Source organism: Sorangium sp. So ce124 (genome assembly GCF_051525235.1).
GTDB lineage: Bacteria > Myxococcota_A > Polyangia > Polyangiales > Polyangiaceae > Sorangium > Sorangium atrum.
In genome coordinates this window covers 1,712,409-1,728,203 of sequence record NZ_CP150312.1, presented here as the reverse complement: position 1 = coordinate 1,728,203, position 15,795 = coordinate 1,712,409, and the positions used below count along the sequence as shown (strand labels likewise).

Annotated in this window: 13 protein-coding genes; 10 read left to right on the top strand and 3 right to left on the bottom strand. The window is 70.9% G+C overall.

What is annotated here, in order from left to right:
- The first annotated feature begins 33 nt into the window (after positions 1-33).
- On the top strand, positions 34-777 hold the full coding sequence (locus WMF19_RS06410; protein ID WP_437327913.1) for an SDR family oxidoreductase: 744 nt from the start codon (positions 34-36) through the stop codon (positions 775-777).
- 99 nt (positions 778-876) lie between these two features.
- On the opposite strand, the gene WMF19_RS06405 is transcribed toward WMF19_RS06410, so the two are convergent.
- Both WMF19_RS06405 and WMF19_RS06400 read right to left on the bottom strand, forming a co-directional pair.
- Positions 877-2,304: an MFS transporter gene (locus WMF19_RS06405; protein WP_437898241.1), complete on the bottom strand. Its 1,428-nt coding sequence runs from the start codon at positions 2,302-2,304 to the stop codon at positions 877-879.
- Complete coding sequence (locus WMF19_RS06400) at positions 2,301-2,840, bottom strand: hypothetical protein (protein WP_437898240.1); 540 nt, start codon at positions 2,838-2,840, stop codon at positions 2,301-2,303. The genes WMF19_RS06405 and WMF19_RS06400 overlap by 4 nt, the downstream gene beginning before the upstream one ends.
- A gap of 149 nt (positions 2,841-2,989) precedes the next feature.
- Between WMF19_RS06400 and WMF19_RS06395 the strand changes: the two genes are divergently transcribed.
- Positions 2,990-3,949 (top strand): LysR family transcriptional regulator, encoded by a 960-nt coding sequence (locus WMF19_RS06395; RefSeq protein WP_437898239.1) that lies wholly within the window; start codon positions 2,990-2,992, stop codon positions 3,947-3,949.
- 34 nt (positions 3,950-3,983) lie between these two features.
- Here the strand turns inward: WMF19_RS06395 and WMF19_RS06390 are convergent, their stop codons facing one another.
- Complete coding sequence (locus WMF19_RS06390) at positions 3,984-5,048, bottom strand: NAD(P)-dependent alcohol dehydrogenase (RefSeq protein ID WP_437898238.1); 1,065 nt, start codon at positions 5,046-5,048, stop codon at positions 3,984-3,986.
- A gap of 464 nt (positions 5,049-5,512) precedes the next feature.
- Between WMF19_RS06390 and WMF19_RS06385 the strand changes: the two genes are divergently transcribed.
- The 8 genes from WMF19_RS06385 (at position 5,513) to WMF19_RS06350 (ending at position 15,755) form a co-directional block, all read left to right on the top strand.
- On the top strand, positions 5,513-6,958 hold the full coding sequence (locus tag WMF19_RS06385; protein WP_437898237.1) for a sigma factor-like helix-turn-helix DNA-binding protein: 1,446 nt from the start codon (positions 5,513-5,515) through the stop codon (positions 6,956-6,958).
- Positions 6,959-7,041: 83 nt separating this feature from the next.
- A complete protein-coding gene (locus WMF19_RS06380; RefSeq protein WP_437898236.1) occupies positions 7,042-8,121 on the top strand; it encodes a hypothetical protein in 1,080 nt (359 codons plus the stop codon).
- 186 nt (positions 8,122-8,307) lie between these two features.
- Positions 8,308-9,399 (top strand): hypothetical protein, encoded by a 1,092-nt coding sequence (locus tag WMF19_RS06375; RefSeq protein WP_437898235.1) that lies wholly within the window; start codon positions 8,308-8,310, stop codon positions 9,397-9,399.
- 792 nt (positions 9,400-10,191) lie between these two features.
- On the top strand, positions 10,192-10,401 hold the full coding sequence (locus tag WMF19_RS06370; protein ID WP_437898234.1) for an excisionase family DNA-binding protein: 210 nt from the start codon (positions 10,192-10,194) through the stop codon (positions 10,399-10,401).
- Positions 10,398-11,828: an ATP-binding protein gene (locus tag WMF19_RS06365; protein WP_437898233.1), complete on the top strand. Its 1,431-nt coding sequence runs from the start codon at positions 10,398-10,400 to the stop codon at positions 11,826-11,828. Before WMF19_RS06370 ends, WMF19_RS06365 begins: the two co-directional genes overlap by 4 nt.
- A gap of 24 nt (positions 11,829-11,852) precedes the next feature.
- On the top strand, positions 11,853-12,746 hold the full coding sequence (locus tag WMF19_RS06360) for a hypothetical protein (protein WP_437898232.1): 894 nt from the start codon (positions 11,853-11,855) through the stop codon (positions 12,744-12,746).
- Positions 12,747-13,167: 421 nt separating this feature from the next.
- Entirely contained in the window at positions 13,168-14,592 is a 1,425-nt protein-coding gene (locus tag WMF19_RS06355) for a sigma factor-like helix-turn-helix DNA-binding protein (RefSeq protein ID WP_437898231.1), read from the top strand.
- A complete protein-coding gene (locus tag WMF19_RS06350) occupies positions 14,589-15,755 on the top strand; it encodes a hypothetical protein (RefSeq protein WP_437898230.1) in 1,167 nt (388 codons plus the stop codon). The genes WMF19_RS06355 and WMF19_RS06350 overlap by 4 nt, the downstream gene beginning before the upstream one ends.
- Positions 15,756-15,795 lie beyond the last annotated feature (40 nt).

The window sequence follows — 15,795 nt, the reverse complement described above, 5'->3', positions numbered from 1 at the left end:
ATTTCATGGCGAGTCTCGCGGGGAGGTGATGCGATGAAGACGGTGCTCATCACGGGTTGTTCTTCTGGCTATGGCCTCGAGACGGCGCGCCATTTCCACGCGCAGGGCTGGAACGTGGTCGCGACCATGCGCACGCCGCGCGAGGGCGTCCTGAGCCGCTCGGACCGGCTGCGCGTGGTCGCGCTCGATGTGACGAAGCCCGAGAGCATCGCGGCCGCGCTCGAGGCGAGCGGGCCCATCGACGTGCTCGTCAACAACGCGGGTATCGGGCTCATGGGCGCCTTCGAGGTCACGCCGATGACCACGGTGCGCGACGTGTTCGAGACCAACACCTTCGGCGTGATGGCGATGACGCAGGCCGTGCTGCCCCAGCTCCGCGCGCGCAGGTCGGGGGTGATCGTGAACGTGACCTCGAGCGCGACGCTGGCGCCCATGCCGCTGGTGGCCGTGTACACGGCGAGCAAGGTGGCCATCGAAGGGTTCACCGCGTCGCTCGCGTTCGAGCTCGAGGAGTTCAATGTGCGCGTGAAGCTCGTCGAGCCGGGCTATGGCCCGAGCACGAGCTTCACGAGCAACGGGGGGGCCCGCATGCAGGGGCTGATCCCCGAGGCGTACGCGCCTTTCGCACAGCGCATCTTCGCCTCTCTCGGACAACCGTCCGCGGTGACGAGGGAGTCCGACGTGGCCGAGGTCGTGTGGTGCGCCGCGAACGACGCGACGGGGAAGCTCCGTTTTCCGGCCGGCCCCGACGCGCTGGCGCTGGCTCGGTCGACATAGGCACCGTCGACGGGACGCGGGGGATCGTCGCGCGCCACGACCGGAGCGCCCTCGTCGCGCGCTCCTTCTCGCCCGCGGCGCTCTCTGCTCGAGCGCTGTTCATCTGCCCATCCCCCCACCGTCATGGCCGCGGTGCGAGCCAGCGCGCAGCGTGCTGACGGTCCCGGCGCCCAGCGTCAGCAGGGCGCCGATGCCGAGGCCGATGCGCGGCGCGGCGTCGAGCGGCGTGAGCGTGAAGAGCAAGGTCATGACGACAGCGCCCGCCGTCTGGCCGGCCAGCCGCGCGGTGCCCTGCATGCCGCCCGCGGCGGCGCTCCGCGCGCGCGGCGCCGCGAGGAACATGTTGCGGTTGTTCGGCACCTGGAACAGGCCAAAGCCGGCGCCGCAGAGCGCCACGAACGGCACCAGCGCCAGCGCGCTGCCGTGCGCCGGCATCAGCGCGAGCGCAGCGAGCCCCAGCGCGAGACACACCGCGCCCGTCGCGCACAGCCAGCCCGTGGAGATGCGGTTGGCGAGGCGGCCCGCGATGGGCGCCACGATGGCCACGCTCAGCGGCCAGGGCGTGATCAGCAGCCCGGTGGTCAGTGCCTCTTGGCCGAAGCCGTGCCGCAGATAGAAGGGCAGCGCGACGAGCGCCGAGGCCTGTCCCGCGAAGCACGCGACCGACGCGATCACGGAGATGCGAAATGATCGGCTGCGCAGCAGATCGAGCGGCACCAGGGGCGCCTCCTTCGGCAGCTCGCGGCGGAGCAACAGCGCCGCGCTCAGCACGGACGCGGCAAGCAAGCCGACCCCGAGCGCTGGCTTTACCGGCAGCTGCTCCGCGCCTGCGATCAGCGCGCCGAAGGCCCCCGCGTTCAGCGCCATGCTCGTCGCGTCCAGCGCTCGCGCCGCGCCGGGGACGTCGGGGAGGCCGCGCGTGGCGAGAAGCACCGCCACGCCGAGCGGAAGATTGACGGCGAACAGCCAGGGCCAGCTCGCGCTGGAGAGCAGCACGGCGCCGACCGTGGGCGCTGCGGCAGAGGACAGCGCCACGGCGAGCGCGTTCCAGCCGATGGCGGCCGCCAGCTGCGCCTGCGGAACCACGAAGCGCAGCAGCGCCACCCCGAGCGCCATCACGGCGGCGCCCCCGAGCCCCTGCAGAAAGCGCGCAGCGACCAGCCAGTGGAGCGATGGTGCCAGCGCACACAGCAACGACGCGCCCGTGAACAGCCCGACGCCTGCCGTGAACACGGCGCGATAGCCCAGGCGCTCGCCCAGCGCGGCGCACGGCAACAGCGCCATCACCAGCCCGAGCTGGTAGGCGCTGACGACGCGCACCGAAACGGCGGGCGTCACCTGGAATGCGTGCGCGAGCACGGGCAGCGCCACGTTGGCGATTCCTGCGGAGAGCACCACGAGCACCATGGCCGCGAGCACGCACGCAATCGCCTCCGTGCGCGCCGGGCCGCGCACACTGGAAGCCGCCTGATCGGGCGCCTCGCTCGGCAGGGGCGCGCCCGCGATCGAGGTGCGCAGCGCCATCATGTTCCCACCGTCCAGACGCCGTTGCGCTCGACATAGCGGGTGACGCGCCGCGCGACCTGATCTTCCTGTTTGAGATCGCGCTCGGTGAAACGGAACAGCAGCGCCGGGCCGGAAACGCAGCGCGTGTCGTGGATGTCCCCCGGCAAGAACAGCTGCGCCTGCCCGGCGCGCAACAGCGTCTCGTCACGCTTGACCAGCTGGACGCCGGCTCCGGTCTCGACGCGAGCGTAGGTCGACATCGCGATCTCTCCGCGCTGAAGGGCGTAGATCACCCAGCTGCGACCGTGGTCGTGCGGCGGGCGGTAGAGCCCGGCCTGCTCGGTGTGGGCCTGCAGCACGAAGCCGTGCTTCGCATCCCGGTAGAGCTCCCTGGACGCGGGCGCCTCCTCGTGCAGCGCCGCGAGCCAGGGCTCGGAGGCGCGCGCCTTCGCCAGCTGTTCCAGGTGATGGCGACAGCTGGCGACCAGATCGCTGCTGAGCGGTCCCCAGCTGGCGCGGGTGCGATGGATGAACAGTTCAAGGGCGTTCTCGGTCATGGGTGGCCTCCGGCTCGGCTCGAATCGACGTGATCCGCGCTTCGACGTCCAAGCTAGGACCCCGGCACGGATTGCGGAACGCGCAACGGATGCAATCTACCTTTGCGTTTGACGCCATGGTTCACCCAGACCTCTGCTAGCCTGGTGGCATGGCGCTGCCCGACCTGAACCTGCTCGTGACGCTCGACGTGCTGCTCACGGAAGGCAGCGTCACCGGCGCGGCCCGACGCCTGCGCCTGAGCCCCTCGGCGATGAGTCGGGCGCTCGCGCGCCTGCGGGAGACCCTGGGCGACCCGCTGCTGGTGCGCGCTGGACGCGGCCTGGTGCCGACCCCGCGCGCGCTCGAGCTGCGCGAGCGCGTGAGCCACCTTGTGCAGGGCGTCGAGGCCGTCCTGCGCCCTGCCGAGAAGCTCGACCTGAAGCGCCTGGCGCGCACCTTCACGCTGCGCACCAGCGAGGGCTTCGTCGAGAGCTTCGGTCCAGCCCTGATCGAGCGCACCGGCGCCCAGGCGCCAGGCGTCCGGCTGCGCTTCGTGGCCAAGCCCGACAAGGACAGCGCGCCGCTGCGCTCTGGCGCCGTCGACCTAGAGACGGGCGTCGTCGACGAAGACACAAGCCCAGAGCTGCGCACCCAGGCGCTGTTCCGCGACCGCTTCATCGGCGTCGTGCGCAGCGACCATCCCCTCAGCCGCGCGAAGATCACGCCCGCGAGCTACGCCGCTGGACGCCACGTCGTGTTCTCACGGCGCGGCGTGGCCAAGGGGCGCATCGACGAGAACCTGGCCGCGCTCGGTCTGGCGCGCGAGGTGGTGACCATCGTCGGCGGGTTTGCCACTGCGATCGCCCTGGCGCGCGCGACCGATCTGATCGCCACCGTTCCGGAGCACCACACAAGGAGCCTGCGCGATGGCCTGTTCAGCTTCGCGCTGCCCTTCGCTGCGCCGGAGATCACCGTCTCGTTGGTGTGGCACCCGAGGCTGGACGCAGACCCCGCTCACCGCTGGTTGCGCGACAGCGTGCGGGAGGTCGTGGCAGGCGGGGAAGAGTCGGTGGCGCGGAGCGGGCCTGCCGGGCAGCGCCGCGAGCCACGGAAGAGGCGACGGGGCTAGCGCCGCCCCTCGGCTTTGAAGATGACCTAGGGCCTTACCGCTGTGGCCCGGCTGCCAAGCTGGCGGTGTCGATGACGAAGCGATACTTGACGTCGCCCTTGAGCATGCGCTCGTACGCCTGTTCGATCCGCTGGATCGGAATCACCTCGATGTCGGCGACGATCCCCTTCTCCGCACAGAAATCGAGCATCTCCTGCGTCTCGGCGATGCCGCCGATCGTCGACCCGGCGATCGTCCTGCGCTTGAGCACGAGGTTGAAGACGTTGGGCGACGGGTGGGCGTCCTTCGGCACGCCCACGAGCACCAGGGCGCCGTCCCGCTTGAGCAGCCTCGTAAAGGCGTCGAGGTCATGGCTCACCGCGACCGTGTTCAAGATCATGTCGAAGCTGTCGGCGTGAGCGTCCATCTCGCTCGCGTTGCGCGACACCACGACCTCGTCCGCGCCGAGGGCCTTGGCGTCCTGCCGCTTCGACTCTGACGTCGTGAACGCGACGGTATGCGCGCCCATCGCGTGGGCGAGCTTGACACCCATGTGGCCGAGCCCGCCGATGCCCACCACGCCGATCTTCTTGCCGGGCCCGGCGTTCCAGTGCCGAAGCGGCGAATAGGTGGTGATGCCGGCGCAGAGCAGCGGGGCCACGGCCGCCAGCTGATCCTCGCGATGGGTGATCTTCACCACGTGCTTGTCGTTGACGACGATCCGCTGGGAGTAGCCGCCCAGCGTGTGCCCGGGGGCGTCCGGGGTCAGAGAGTTGTAGGTGAGCGTCATGCCCCTCTCGCAGTACTGCTCGAGGTGTTCGGCGCAGGACGCGCAGCGACCGCAGCTGTCGACGATGCAACCGACGCCGACCAGCTCGCCCTTCTTGAAGCGAGATACCTGGGCGCCCACGGCGGACACCCGCCCCACGATCTCGTGCCCAGGAACACACGGATAGAGCGTGCCCGCCCATTCACCTCGGACGGTGTGCAAGTCGGAGTGGCAGACGCCGCAGTAGACGATGTCGATCTGCACATCGTGGTCGCCAGGGGCGCGACGAAAGATGTCGAGCGCCTCGAGCGGCTTGTCGGCGGCATGGGCACCAAAGGCTTTCACGGTCATCTTTTACTCCTGGAAGAACTTGAGCTCATGGAAGAGGTAGGATCGGCCCTGCTCGCTCGTCGGCTGCCGGGCGACTTGCAGCACGATAATGCGCTCGGCGTCGACGGCGAACAAAAGCACCGAATGGGCAAAAGTCCAAACAAATCCGAGAATTTACGAACCGGCGTATACAGCAGCGTGCCTGTCCATCGACGCACCGGGGGCCCCCCCTGGGGCGCGGTGGGCCATGAAACCGGGCGGTTTCGCGGGGTTTTAAACCGTTCCGTGTTTGGGGCGACGCAGTACCAGGTCTGCTGGAGGACCTGCTCCCCTCCCATCGGGCGTTCCACCCGGTCGAAGGGGGTCGCCCCCTCGTCCGAGCTGGGTGGGATCGCACCGGGTCGAAGGGGGCCGCATCGGGTCGGAGGGGCCTCGGCCCGGTCCGATTCTGTGACGGCCACGGGAAACGCCCCGTAATTCTGAGCATGAGCCCTTCTCGTCCTCCGGCCGCCCCGGTCCAGCACGGCGCCTGGACATCCATGCACGCAACCGCCGTTCACGTCCTCCCTGGCATGCTCCGGTTCCTCGGCGTCGCCGAGGACGACCTCGACGACCTGTGCCAGGACGTCCTGCTGGGCGCCTACCGCAGCTTCCCCCGGTATGACCCGATGCGGTCCAGCAGCGCGGGCGCCGCGGCCCTGGTGGACTCGCCAGACACCCTGGGCTTCGCCGCAGCGCCCGCGCGGGACGCCGTCGCCGCAGACAGTGCACCGAGCGACACGCCTCCCCGGCTGCGCAGCACACCCACGGGCATGCCCGATCCATCTCGACCGGAGCGCCTCGGCGAGCACTGGAGGGCGGAGGCGTCGTGGCTCTTCGGGATCGCCTGGCGGCAGGTCCGCCATCACCTGGAGCGCGCCTACCGGCGCCGCGAGGTGCCTGTCGGGCTCGCGGACGCCGCCTGCTTCCAGCTGGCAGACATCGCGGCGAGCAGCGAGCATCACATCGCCGTGCAGGAACGGCTCGCGCTCGCGATCCGCCTCCTGTCGGAGCTCGCGCCCGAGCGCCGCGCCGTCCTCGTCCTGGCCGACGCGTACGATGTCCCGATGCGCGAGATCGCGCGCGCCCTTTCGCTCAACGAGCACACCGCCGCGAGCCGGCTGCGCCTCGCGCGCCGGGACTACCGCGCCGCCGAGAAGCGGCTGCGCCCCGAGGAGAGGCGGGCGCTCCGGTCCAGCGTCCTCGTGCTCCCGCTATTCTCCGCGACCTCGTTGCGTTCGCTCCGCGAGACGATCCTGCCCGCGAGCGACCCGGCGGCGCCGATCGCCGGTGCGCGGGTCGATGGGACACGGTGGCGAGCACGCTTCGTGCGCCTCGCGCGCCCGGTCGCCCGAGGCCTTCGACCGGCGCTCGGGTGGGGTGCGGCAGGCGTCGCCGGCGGCGTGCTCCTGGCCGCCTGGCTCGCTCGAGGACCGGTGCACTGGGCGCGCCACCTCGGCCCGGCCGCGATACCGCTCCTCGCCGCGCGGAGCACACATCCGGCCCCGACGCCGGAGCCGCGACCCCGAGGCGTTCTCGGTGAAGCGCCGCGCTCCGACGACGCCACGCGCTCCGCCGACCCCCAGAGCCCCCGAGCGCCCGCGGCACGGACGACCGATGGGCCAGGCCAGCGCACTCCCGCGGGATCGAGGCACGCCCCGGCGCCGGCAGACCAAAGCCAGGATCGGCTCGACGAGGAGCTCGCGCTGCTCGATGCGGCCAGACAAGCGCTGCTGCGCGGCGAGCGCTCGGCTGCCCTCGAGCACATCGATGCGCACGCGCAACGGTTTCCACGGAGCCGGCTGACGTTGCTGCGCGAGCGGCTTCGGTCAAGGGCGGAGGCGCTGCCGGTGACGACGACCAGCGGCACGGCGGGGCACGAGCGGCGATGAGCGCAGAGCCGCCGCATCACGCGCGCGCCGCGTCGCGTGCCCGGAGATGGGGAAAGCTGGCATCGCGCGCAGCGATCGCTTCGGTGGTCGCGGCCCTTGCCGCGCAGCTCGCGGCCGCGCCGGTCCGGGCCGATTCCGGAGCGCCCCGGGCTCGCGTGCGGATCGAGCTCACGCGCGGCCCAGGCACCGAGCGCTGCCCCGACGAGCAGTTCCTGCGCTCGGAGATCGCCCGGCGCATGGGCTTCGACCCCTTCGACGCGGAGGCTCCGTTCACGATGGCAGCGTCGATAGAACAAGGGCAGCGCGAGCTCATCGCGTCGATCTACCTGCGCGATCACCGCGGCGTGGTGCTCTGGACCGACAGCTACAGGGCGCGCGGCGACTGCAAGACGCTGGTGTCGACGGTGGCCCTATCGATCGCCGTGCAGCTCGACGATACGGGCGAGCTCCCGCCACCGCAGGCAGCGCCGGCCCCGCAGGAAGAGCCTGCGACGTCGGCGGAAGCGCCGTGCTCCCCCGAGCGCCCGTGCGCGGGGCAGCCGGCGCCGCCGCCGAACGACTCGCCGCCCGCGCGCCGCCCGGGCAAGGCGCCGCCCGCGCGCGAGCTGCCGTCCGTGCGGGCGCCGCCCTCGAGCAGCGCGGAGCAATCTGCAGCGGAGCGCTTCCGGTGGAGCGTCGGCGCCGGCGCCACGATGGCGCTGGGGCTGACGCCCGGCGTTGCGGTTGGACCGACGTTGGCGGTCACGGGACGCTGGCCGGCATGGTCGATCGCGCTCGAAGCCCGCGGGCTCTCGTCACTGGCGACCAACGTAGAGGGCGTGCGCGTGACCGCATCGGCGCTCACCACGAACGCTGCCTTGTGCCTTCACCGGCATTTTCTCTTCGCGTGCGGGGTCGGAGAGCTCGGCGTGCTCCGAGCGGCGCCCGAGGTTCCAATTACCCCGGAATCGCTGCTGGGTCTTCGTGCCGGAATCGGCGCGCGAGCGGGCGTCACGTGGCCGTTTTCAGAGAGCCTCTCTGGGTACGGGTATACCGAGGCCGTTCAGCGCTTGGTCGACTGGTCACTCGTCCGCCGCGGAGGCATCGCCGGATCAGAACGCGCGGCCTGGAGCGCTCCCGCGCTCGGTGTGACGTTCGGGATGGGTCTACAACTGAACCTGTGACGGGGATCCGGCGGCAAGGACATCTGCCGTACCCGAAGATGAGAAAGCATGAGAAAATTTCCTCAATCCGCCGAATGCTCAAACCTTACGAGGCTCGCAGGGCGATACCTGCCTTGCGCTGAAGGCCATCGTTCGAGTAGGGTTCCACGCATGCGCGTGTCATGCGTTGCCCTTGCAGGGGCGCTGTTGAGCGCTGGTTGCACCCAAGAGCCAGGTGTCCTCTATGGCCCATGCACGGACGAAGAGCGCGTCCTCTACCCTGAGTGGTGTGAGAAGTACGGCGGCGACGGCGGCCAGGGCGGCGGTGGTGGTGGAGACGGCGACGGCCAGGGCGGCGCTGGCGGACAGGGCGGCGCTGGCGGTGAGGAGCACAGCGCGCTGTGCTCCGGCCAGTGCGTCTCCCCCGCACCGCTCGGCTGGTCCGGCCCGGCGCTGCTCTGGTTCGGTCCGCCGGAGGCCACCCCCGGCTGCCCCGCCGACGCGCCGACGATCGGGTACGAGGGCTTCGCCGATCTCCAGCAGGTGCTGAAGACGTGCCCGACCTGCGCATGCGACCCGCCCGAGGTCTCGTGTTCGCTCCCCACCGCGTGGGCCGCATCTTCGTCCTCGTGCGCCGGCGGCGAGCCCGACGCCGTCGCGACGCCGTTCGCCGCACCCGACGCATGGGACGGCGCCTGCACCGGCGGGAGCGCGATCCCTGCCAATCAGGACTGCAACGGCGAGCCCTGCGTGCAGTCGCTGACGATCGCTACCCCCTCGATCACGGCCGGCGCGTGTACGCCGCGCATCGAAGCCCCGCAGCCCATCCCCCAGAGCGCGCCCTGGTGGGCGACGCGCGCGACGGCCTGCGTCGCCGGCGCGCACACCGCGTGCGCCGACGCGACGACGTGCGCGCCGGCAGCGCCGCCCGGGTTCCTGACCTGCGTCTACCACGAGGGCGAAGCCGCCTGTCCGGAGGGCTACGCCCAGAGGCATGTCTTCTATAAAGACGTGCTCGACGGCCGCGACTGCACTCCATGCAGCTGCGGCGAGCCGACCGGCGCTTCGTGCACGATCATGGCGTCCGTGTACCGCGACGCGGCGTGCACCGACCTGGTCGCGGCGAACCTCGTCAGCTCGAGCGTCCCGTTCTGCGCGGTGACGCCGCCCGGCGTCGGCCTGGGAAGCAAGTCGGCCGCGGTCGTGGCGGTGGAGCCGGGCGCGTGCGCGCCGCAGGGCGGCGAGCCCGTCGGCGAGCTCCAGCCGACCGAGCCGTCCACGTTCTGCTGCATCGCCTGACCTCGCCGGAGCCACCGCCTCCCGGCGGAGCCGCCGCCCGGCGCAACGACCGGCTACCGGCGCACCGCAACCTCCGACGTCGTCGCTGGAGGTTGCGAGCGGTGATGGTGGACGGGAGCGGACGCGCCGCGGAGCGCAGTTTCCGCGCGGGCGAGCGCTGGCCGTCCTGCGCGTGGAACTCCTTGATACGCGCGAGCTGCGCGTCGGCAGGCTCGTCGACGTCGTCGTCGAGCAGGAACTCGAGCTCATCGACCATGAGTCCGCCCCTTGTCCGGATAGGCGACGGGGATGTCTAGACGAGCCCGTCCCTTGTCCAGATGGGCGGGCCGGGTGCCCCAGCTGGGTCGGGAAGGACGTCCGACAGGCTCAGGCCGAGCACGGCGAGCATCGCGCAGGTCGCCTGCATGCTTGCCCTCGCACGCCACCTGCACGGCGCCATCGACCGGAACCTCGTCGCGGATCGCGCCGCCGTGGCGTACCAGCTGGGGCCAGCGCGGGCGCAGAGGAAGCGCCTGCTCGACTTGCTCCTCCTCGCGCCCGATCTTCAAGACGCCGTCCGTGCGCTCGAAGCCGCCGACGGCGCAGAGCCCGATGGCCGAGCGGCCCCTCCGGTCGGTGGCCCGCGCGGGGACGTGGGCCTCGCAGCGGGCGGTGTGCGCGTCCACCATCCGGCGTCGGTAGGTTCCGAGCCACACCTGTTGTTCTCGACTCTGGTCGGGTCTTGTTGGCAGAGTTCGGCCCGGGTAGCGTGCTCCGGTGCACAGGGGATGCCACGCGACCGGAGCGGAGCCAATGACGACAGAGCGTTGGACCTCGGTTGAAGACGTCGCCAGGCACCTTGGGGTGGCGAAGGACTCGGTCTACCGATGGCTCGAGCCCCGGAGCCTGCCGGCACACAAAATAGGACGTCTCTGGAAGTTCCAGCTCGACGCTGCGCTGGCTGGCCTGCGCGACGAGTGTGCGCGCCTCATCGGGGCGGGCAAGAAGGTGGTGCTCTCGTGACGGCCCGCATCGACCTCGTGGAGCTCGCGAGGCGGGAGAGCGAGCAGACGGAATGGAAAGAGAACGTCGCTGACGTCAACGACGTCGTCGAGACGCTCTCCGCCTTCGCGAACGACCTCCAGAATCTGGGCGGCGGCTACGTGGTATGCGGTGCGAAGGAGGAGAAGGACGAGAGCGGATTTCCCAAGCTCGTTCGCGCGGGGCTGACCGCGGCACGCTTGAAGGAGGTCGAGAACACGGTCCTGACTCGGTGCAGGGATCGCGTTTCGCCGCCTCTGGCGCCGTTGGTCGAGGAGCTCGAGTCGGATGATCCGCAGCGGCGGATCCTGGTCTTCCTCCAACCTGCCACGGGCTCCGCGCACACGTTTCGCCGAAACAACGAGGGGGCGAAGCACTTCGTGCGGGTGAGCCGCTCCACCATCGAAGCGCGGAACGGGCTCCTCAAGGACCTGCTCGTTCGCAAGGGGGCACTGGAGCCCTGGGATCGGAGGCTGTGCAACGCCGCGACCGTGAACGACATCGACCTGCTCACGCTGAGGGACGCGCTGCAGCGCATGGGGGTCTTCACGCTCGACCGTGGTGTCGAGCCCTACCTGGTCGACGGGGTCCAGCTGTCGCCGTTCGTGCCGTCGCTGTGCGTGGCCGAGCCGCTCTCCGGCGTGCTGCGTCCGAGGAACTTCGCCGTGTTGCTCTTCGGACGAGAACCCCAGCGCTTCATCCCCGGCGCGTTCTCGATCTTCTCCGCGTACCCGGGGCTCGATCGCACCGATCCCATCGCTCGTCGCTTCGAGATCCCCGGCACGCTGCTCGATCAGGCGCGCCGCCTTCAGGAGCTCCTCGACGCCGAAGCCGTGACGCTGTTCGACAAGACGAACCTCGAGGCGCCGAATGCGGAGAAGTATCCACGGAGAGCTCTCCGGGAGGCGATGGTCAACGCGCTCGCGCATCGAGACTATGAGCTCGTCGATCCTGGCCGCTTCACCTCGTACCGTGATCGCATCGAGTTCATCTCACCGGGGCCGCTTCCCGTCGGTGTGACGCTGGAGAACCTCCGTACCGGTTCCGTCACGCCTCGCTGGCGAAACCAGGCGCTCGCCTGGTTCCTCTCTCGCCTCCAGCTCGCCCAGGCGGAAGGACAAGGTATCCAGACCATCCGCAGCACGATGGAGGCGACGGGCTGTCCCCCGCCCATCTTCGATGCCACGGAGGTCTCCGTGACTTGCGTCCTGCGGGCTCATCCCCGCTTCGAGTCGGCGAAGCTAGGGAAGACCCTGTCGAGAGGCGGAGCCACGAAGCCCGCTGCTTCGAAGAAGACCAAGCCGAAGGCAAAGAAGGTCGCATCGAAGGCGAGACCAGCGGCGAAGCCCGGGAAGACGGGCACGAAGGCGACCCAGAAGAGCAGCAAGAAGGGGGTGCGTCGTGGATAAGCGCTGTCACCGTAGAATGCGCCAGTGAGCAACGTGCCCAGCATCGCCGACGAGGTCGAGCGGTACCTCCGCACCGGCGAGACCGACGCATACAACGCAGCATGGCCCGGCGAGTTCATGGAGCGTGCGAACCGCGCCCATGAGGAGCTCCGAGGCGCGCTCGTTCGCGAGGTGCGGCGGCGGGCCGAGGGACTCGCGCACGAATCCCTGCCGCACGCCGACACCGTCGCCATCACGCGCGGCAAGGTCGAGCCGATGGTGCGGGGGCTGTTCCCGCGGGTCGAGCAGGACGCGGTGCTCGCGACGCTCGAGACGTCGGTCGTGTTCGTCACGAGCGCGAACATCGAGCCGCTCTTGCTGAAGCATGGATACGACAGCTCGGCGTGGACGCTCGCCAACCTGTACCTCGCGAGCCTCAACGCGGATCTGCTCGGCGAGGACGCGCCGCGCCTCGTTGGCTTGAGCGAGGGGACGACCTGCTATGTCTCGGTCGAGTACTTCTCGGACGACGATCCGTTCGCCGACTTCATCGTTCACGAGGCGGCGCACATCTTCCACAACTGCAAGCGCGCGACCGTCGGTCTTCGCGAGACGCGAACGAAGGAGTGGCTCCTCGACATCGAGTACCGCAAGCGCGAGACGTTCGCGTACTCGTGCGAGGCCTACGCGTGCATCCTCTCGCGCGCCAAGGGCCCGGCCGAGCGCCGTGCGCTCGCCGCGGAGTACGGTGCGACGGCGCGGCTCTCCGAAGAGCGGGTGGACGCGAGCGAGGTCGCAGACATCGTCGCGGAGGCGGCGAGCGCACGGAACGGCTGGAAGATCATCCTCTCGCGGTGCGCTCCGACGAGCCGTCCGCGGTCGGCTATCCAGCTGCTACGGGCGTCGTGGGCCGCTGAGGATGCTGCCCGGCGTCGGTGATCGAGTCGGGTCCGGTATCCATGCATGTCGGCCCGTCGGCCCGGCACCCCTTCTACGGCATCGTCACCCCGCCGCCGTCACGTTCACGGGGAACCACCACGTGCACTCGCTATCGTGACATCATGACACTCTGGGCGCAGGGCGCCGACATCGAACTCCCGGCAGATCGGAGGGTCGGGCAGGTTCGCCACGCGGCGAACGGCAGCTGGAGGCCTCGGTCTGCTGGAGGACCTGCCCCCCTCCCATCGGGCATCCCCGTGGTCGAGGGGGTCGCCCCTCGTCCGAGCTGGCATCGCACCGGGTCGGAGGGGGCCTCGGCCCGGTCCGATTCTGTGACGGCCGCGGGAAACGCCCCGTAATTCTGAGCATGAGCCTTTCTCGTCCTCCGGCCGCCCCTGTCCAGCACGGCGCCTGGACATCCATGCACACAACCGCCGTTCACGTCCTCCCTGGCATGCTCCGGTTCCTCGGCGTCGCCGAGGACGACCTCGACGACCTGTGTCAGGACGTCCTGCTGGGCGCCTACCGCAGCTTCCCCCGGTACGACCCGATGCGGTCCAGCAGCGCGCGCGCCGCGGCCCTGGTGGACTTGCCAGACGCCCCGGGATCCGCCGCAGCGCCCGCGCTGGCCGCCGCCGCAGACAGCGCGCCGGGTGATACGCCGCCTCGCCCGCGCAGCACACCCACGGTCATGCCCGATCCAGCGCGACCGGAGCGCCTCGGCGAGCACTGGAGGGCGGAGGCGTCGTGGCTCTTCGGGATCGCCTGGCGGCAGGTCCGCCATCACCTGGAGCGCGCCTACCGGCGCCGCGAGGTGCCGGTGGGGCTCGCGGACGCCGCCTGCTTCCAGCAGGCAGACATCGCGGCGAGCAGCGAGCATCACATCGCCGTGCAGGAGCGGCTCGCGCTCGCGATCCGCCTCCTGTCGGAGCTCGCGCCCGAGCGCCGCGCCGTCCTCGTCCTAGCCGACGCGTACGATGTCCCGATGCGCGAGATCGCGCGCGCCCTTTCGCTCAACGAACACACCGCCGCGAGCCGGCTGCGCCTCGCGCGCCGGGACTACCGCGCCGCCGAAAAGCGGCTGCGCCCCGAAGAGAGGCGGGCGCTCCGGTCCAGCGTCCTCGTGCTCCCGCTGTTCTCCGCGACCTCGTTGCGTTCGCTCCGCGAGACGATCCTGCCCGTGAGTGACCCGGCCGCGCCGAACGCCGGAGCGCGGGTCGATGGGACACGGTGGCGAGCACGCTTCGTGCGCCTCACGCGCCCGGCCGCCCGAGGCCTTCGACCGGCACTCGGGTGGGCTGCGGCAGGCATCGCCGGCGGCGTGCTCCTGGCCGCCTGGCTCGCTCGAGCACCGGTCGACTGGGCGCGCCACCTCGGCCCGGCCGCGATACCGTTCGTCGTCGCGCGGAGCACACATCCGGCCCCGACGCCGGAGCCGCGACCCCGGGGCGTTGTCGGTGAAGCGCCGCGCCCCGACGACGCAACGCGCTCCGCCGACACCCAGAGCCCCCGAGACACCCAGAGCCCCCGAGACACCCAGAGCCCCCGAGCGCCCGCGGCACGGACGACCGATGGGCCAGGCCAGCGCAAGCCGGCCGGATCGAGGCACGCCCCGGCGCCCCCAGACCAGAGCCAGGATCGGCTCGACGAGGAGCTCGCGCTGCTCGATGCGGCCAGGCAGGCGCTGTTGCATGGCGAGCGCGCCGCTGCCCTGGAGCAGATCGATGCGCATGCTCAGCGCTTTCCTCACGGCCGGCTGACGTTGCTGCGCGAGCGGCTGCGGTCGAGCGCAGGAGCGCTGCCGGTCACCACGACCGGCGGCACGACGGGGCACGATCGGCCGTGAGCGCAGAGCCGCCGCGACGCGCGCGCCCCCCGTCGCACGGCTGGCGACGGGGAAAGCAGGCATGGCGCGCAACGCTCGCCTCGCTGGTCGCGGTCGCCATCGCGCAGCTCGCGGCCACGCCGGTCCGGGCCGATCCCGGACCGCGCCGGGCCCGCGTGCGGCTCGAGCTCACGCGCGGTCCGGGCACAGAGCACTGCCCCGACGAGCAGTTCCTGCGCGCGGAGATCGCCCGGCGCATGAGCTTCGACCCCTTCGACGCGGAGGCGCCGCTCGCGATGGCGGCGTCGATAGTACAAGAGCAGGGCGAGCTCATTGCGTCGATGTACCTTCGCGATCGCGGCGGCAGGTTGCGCTGGACCGACGGCTACAGGACCCGCGGCGACTGCAAGACGCTGGTTTCGATGGTGGCCCTGTCCATCGCCGTGCAGCTCGACGACCCGGGCGAGCGCCCGCCGCCGCAGGCAGCGCCAGCCCCGCAGGAAGAGCCCGCGACGCCGGCCGAGGCGCCATGCTCCCCCGAACGCCCGTGCGCGGGGCAGCCGGCGCTGCCGCCGAGCGAGGCGCCACCCGCGCGCCGGCCGGGCAAGGCGGCGCCGGCGCGCGAGCTGCGATCCGTGCAGGTGCCGCCCTCGAGCAGTGCGGGGCAAGCTGCGGCGGAGCGCTTCCGGTGGAGCGTAGGCGCCGGTGCCACGATGGCGCTGGGGCTGACGCCCGGCATTGCGGTTGGGCCGACGTTGGCGGTCACGGGACGCTGGCCGGCATGGTCGGTCGCGCTGGAAGCCCGCGGGCTCTCGTCGCTGTCGACCAACGTGGACGACGTGCGTGTGGCGACATCGACGCTCACCGCGAACGCTGCCCTGTGCCTTCACCGGCAGTTTCTCTTCGCGTGCGGGGTCGGAGAGCTCGGCGTGCTCCGTGTCGTGCCCGAAGCTCCAAGGATCGCGAGAATGCTGCTGAATCTTCGTGCCGGAATTGGCCTGCGAGCCGGCGTCAGGTGGCCGCTGTCAGAGGGCCTCTCTGGGTACGGAACTGCCGAGGCGGTCCAGCGCACGATCGACGCGTCACTCCTCCGCCGTGGAGGCATCGCCGAAGGAGAGCGCGCAATCTGGAGCGCTCCCGCGCTCGGTGCGGCGTTCGGGATCGGTCTCGAACTGAACCTATGAGGAGGTCCGGCTGCAGAGATATCCGCCCTCCCCCAAGGTG

Excerpts from the sequence above, each read along its gene's own strand:
- WMF19_RS06410 (WP_437327913.1), top strand. The coding sequence starts at position 34 with ATGAAGACGGTGCTCATCACGGGTTGTTCTTCTGGCTATGGCCTCGAG.
- WMF19_RS06405 (WP_437898241.1), bottom strand. The coding sequence starts at position 2,304 with ATGATGGCGCTGCGCACCTCGATCGCGGGCGCGCCCCTGCCGAGCGAG.
- WMF19_RS06400 (WP_437898240.1), bottom strand. The coding sequence starts at position 2,840 with ATGACCGAGAACGCCCTTGAACTGTTCATCCATCGCACCCGCGCCAGC.
- WMF19_RS06395 (WP_437898239.1), top strand. The coding sequence starts at position 2,990 with ATGGCGCTGCCCGACCTGAACCTGCTCGTGACGCTCGACGTGCTGCTC.
- WMF19_RS06390 (WP_437898238.1), bottom strand. The coding sequence starts at position 5,048 with ATGACCGTGAAAGCCTTTGGTGCCCATGCCGCCGACAAGCCGCTCGAG.
- WMF19_RS06385 (WP_437898237.1), top strand. The coding sequence starts at position 5,513 with ATGAGCCCTTCTCGTCCTCCGGCCGCCCCGGTCCAGCACGGCGCCTGG.
- WMF19_RS06370 (WP_437898234.1), top strand. The coding sequence starts at position 10,192 with ATGACGACAGAGCGTTGGACCTCGGTTGAAGACGTCGCCAGGCACCTT.
- WMF19_RS06355 (WP_437898231.1), top strand. The coding sequence starts at position 13,168 with ATGCACACAACCGCCGTTCACGTCCTCCCTGGCATGCTCCGGTTCCTC.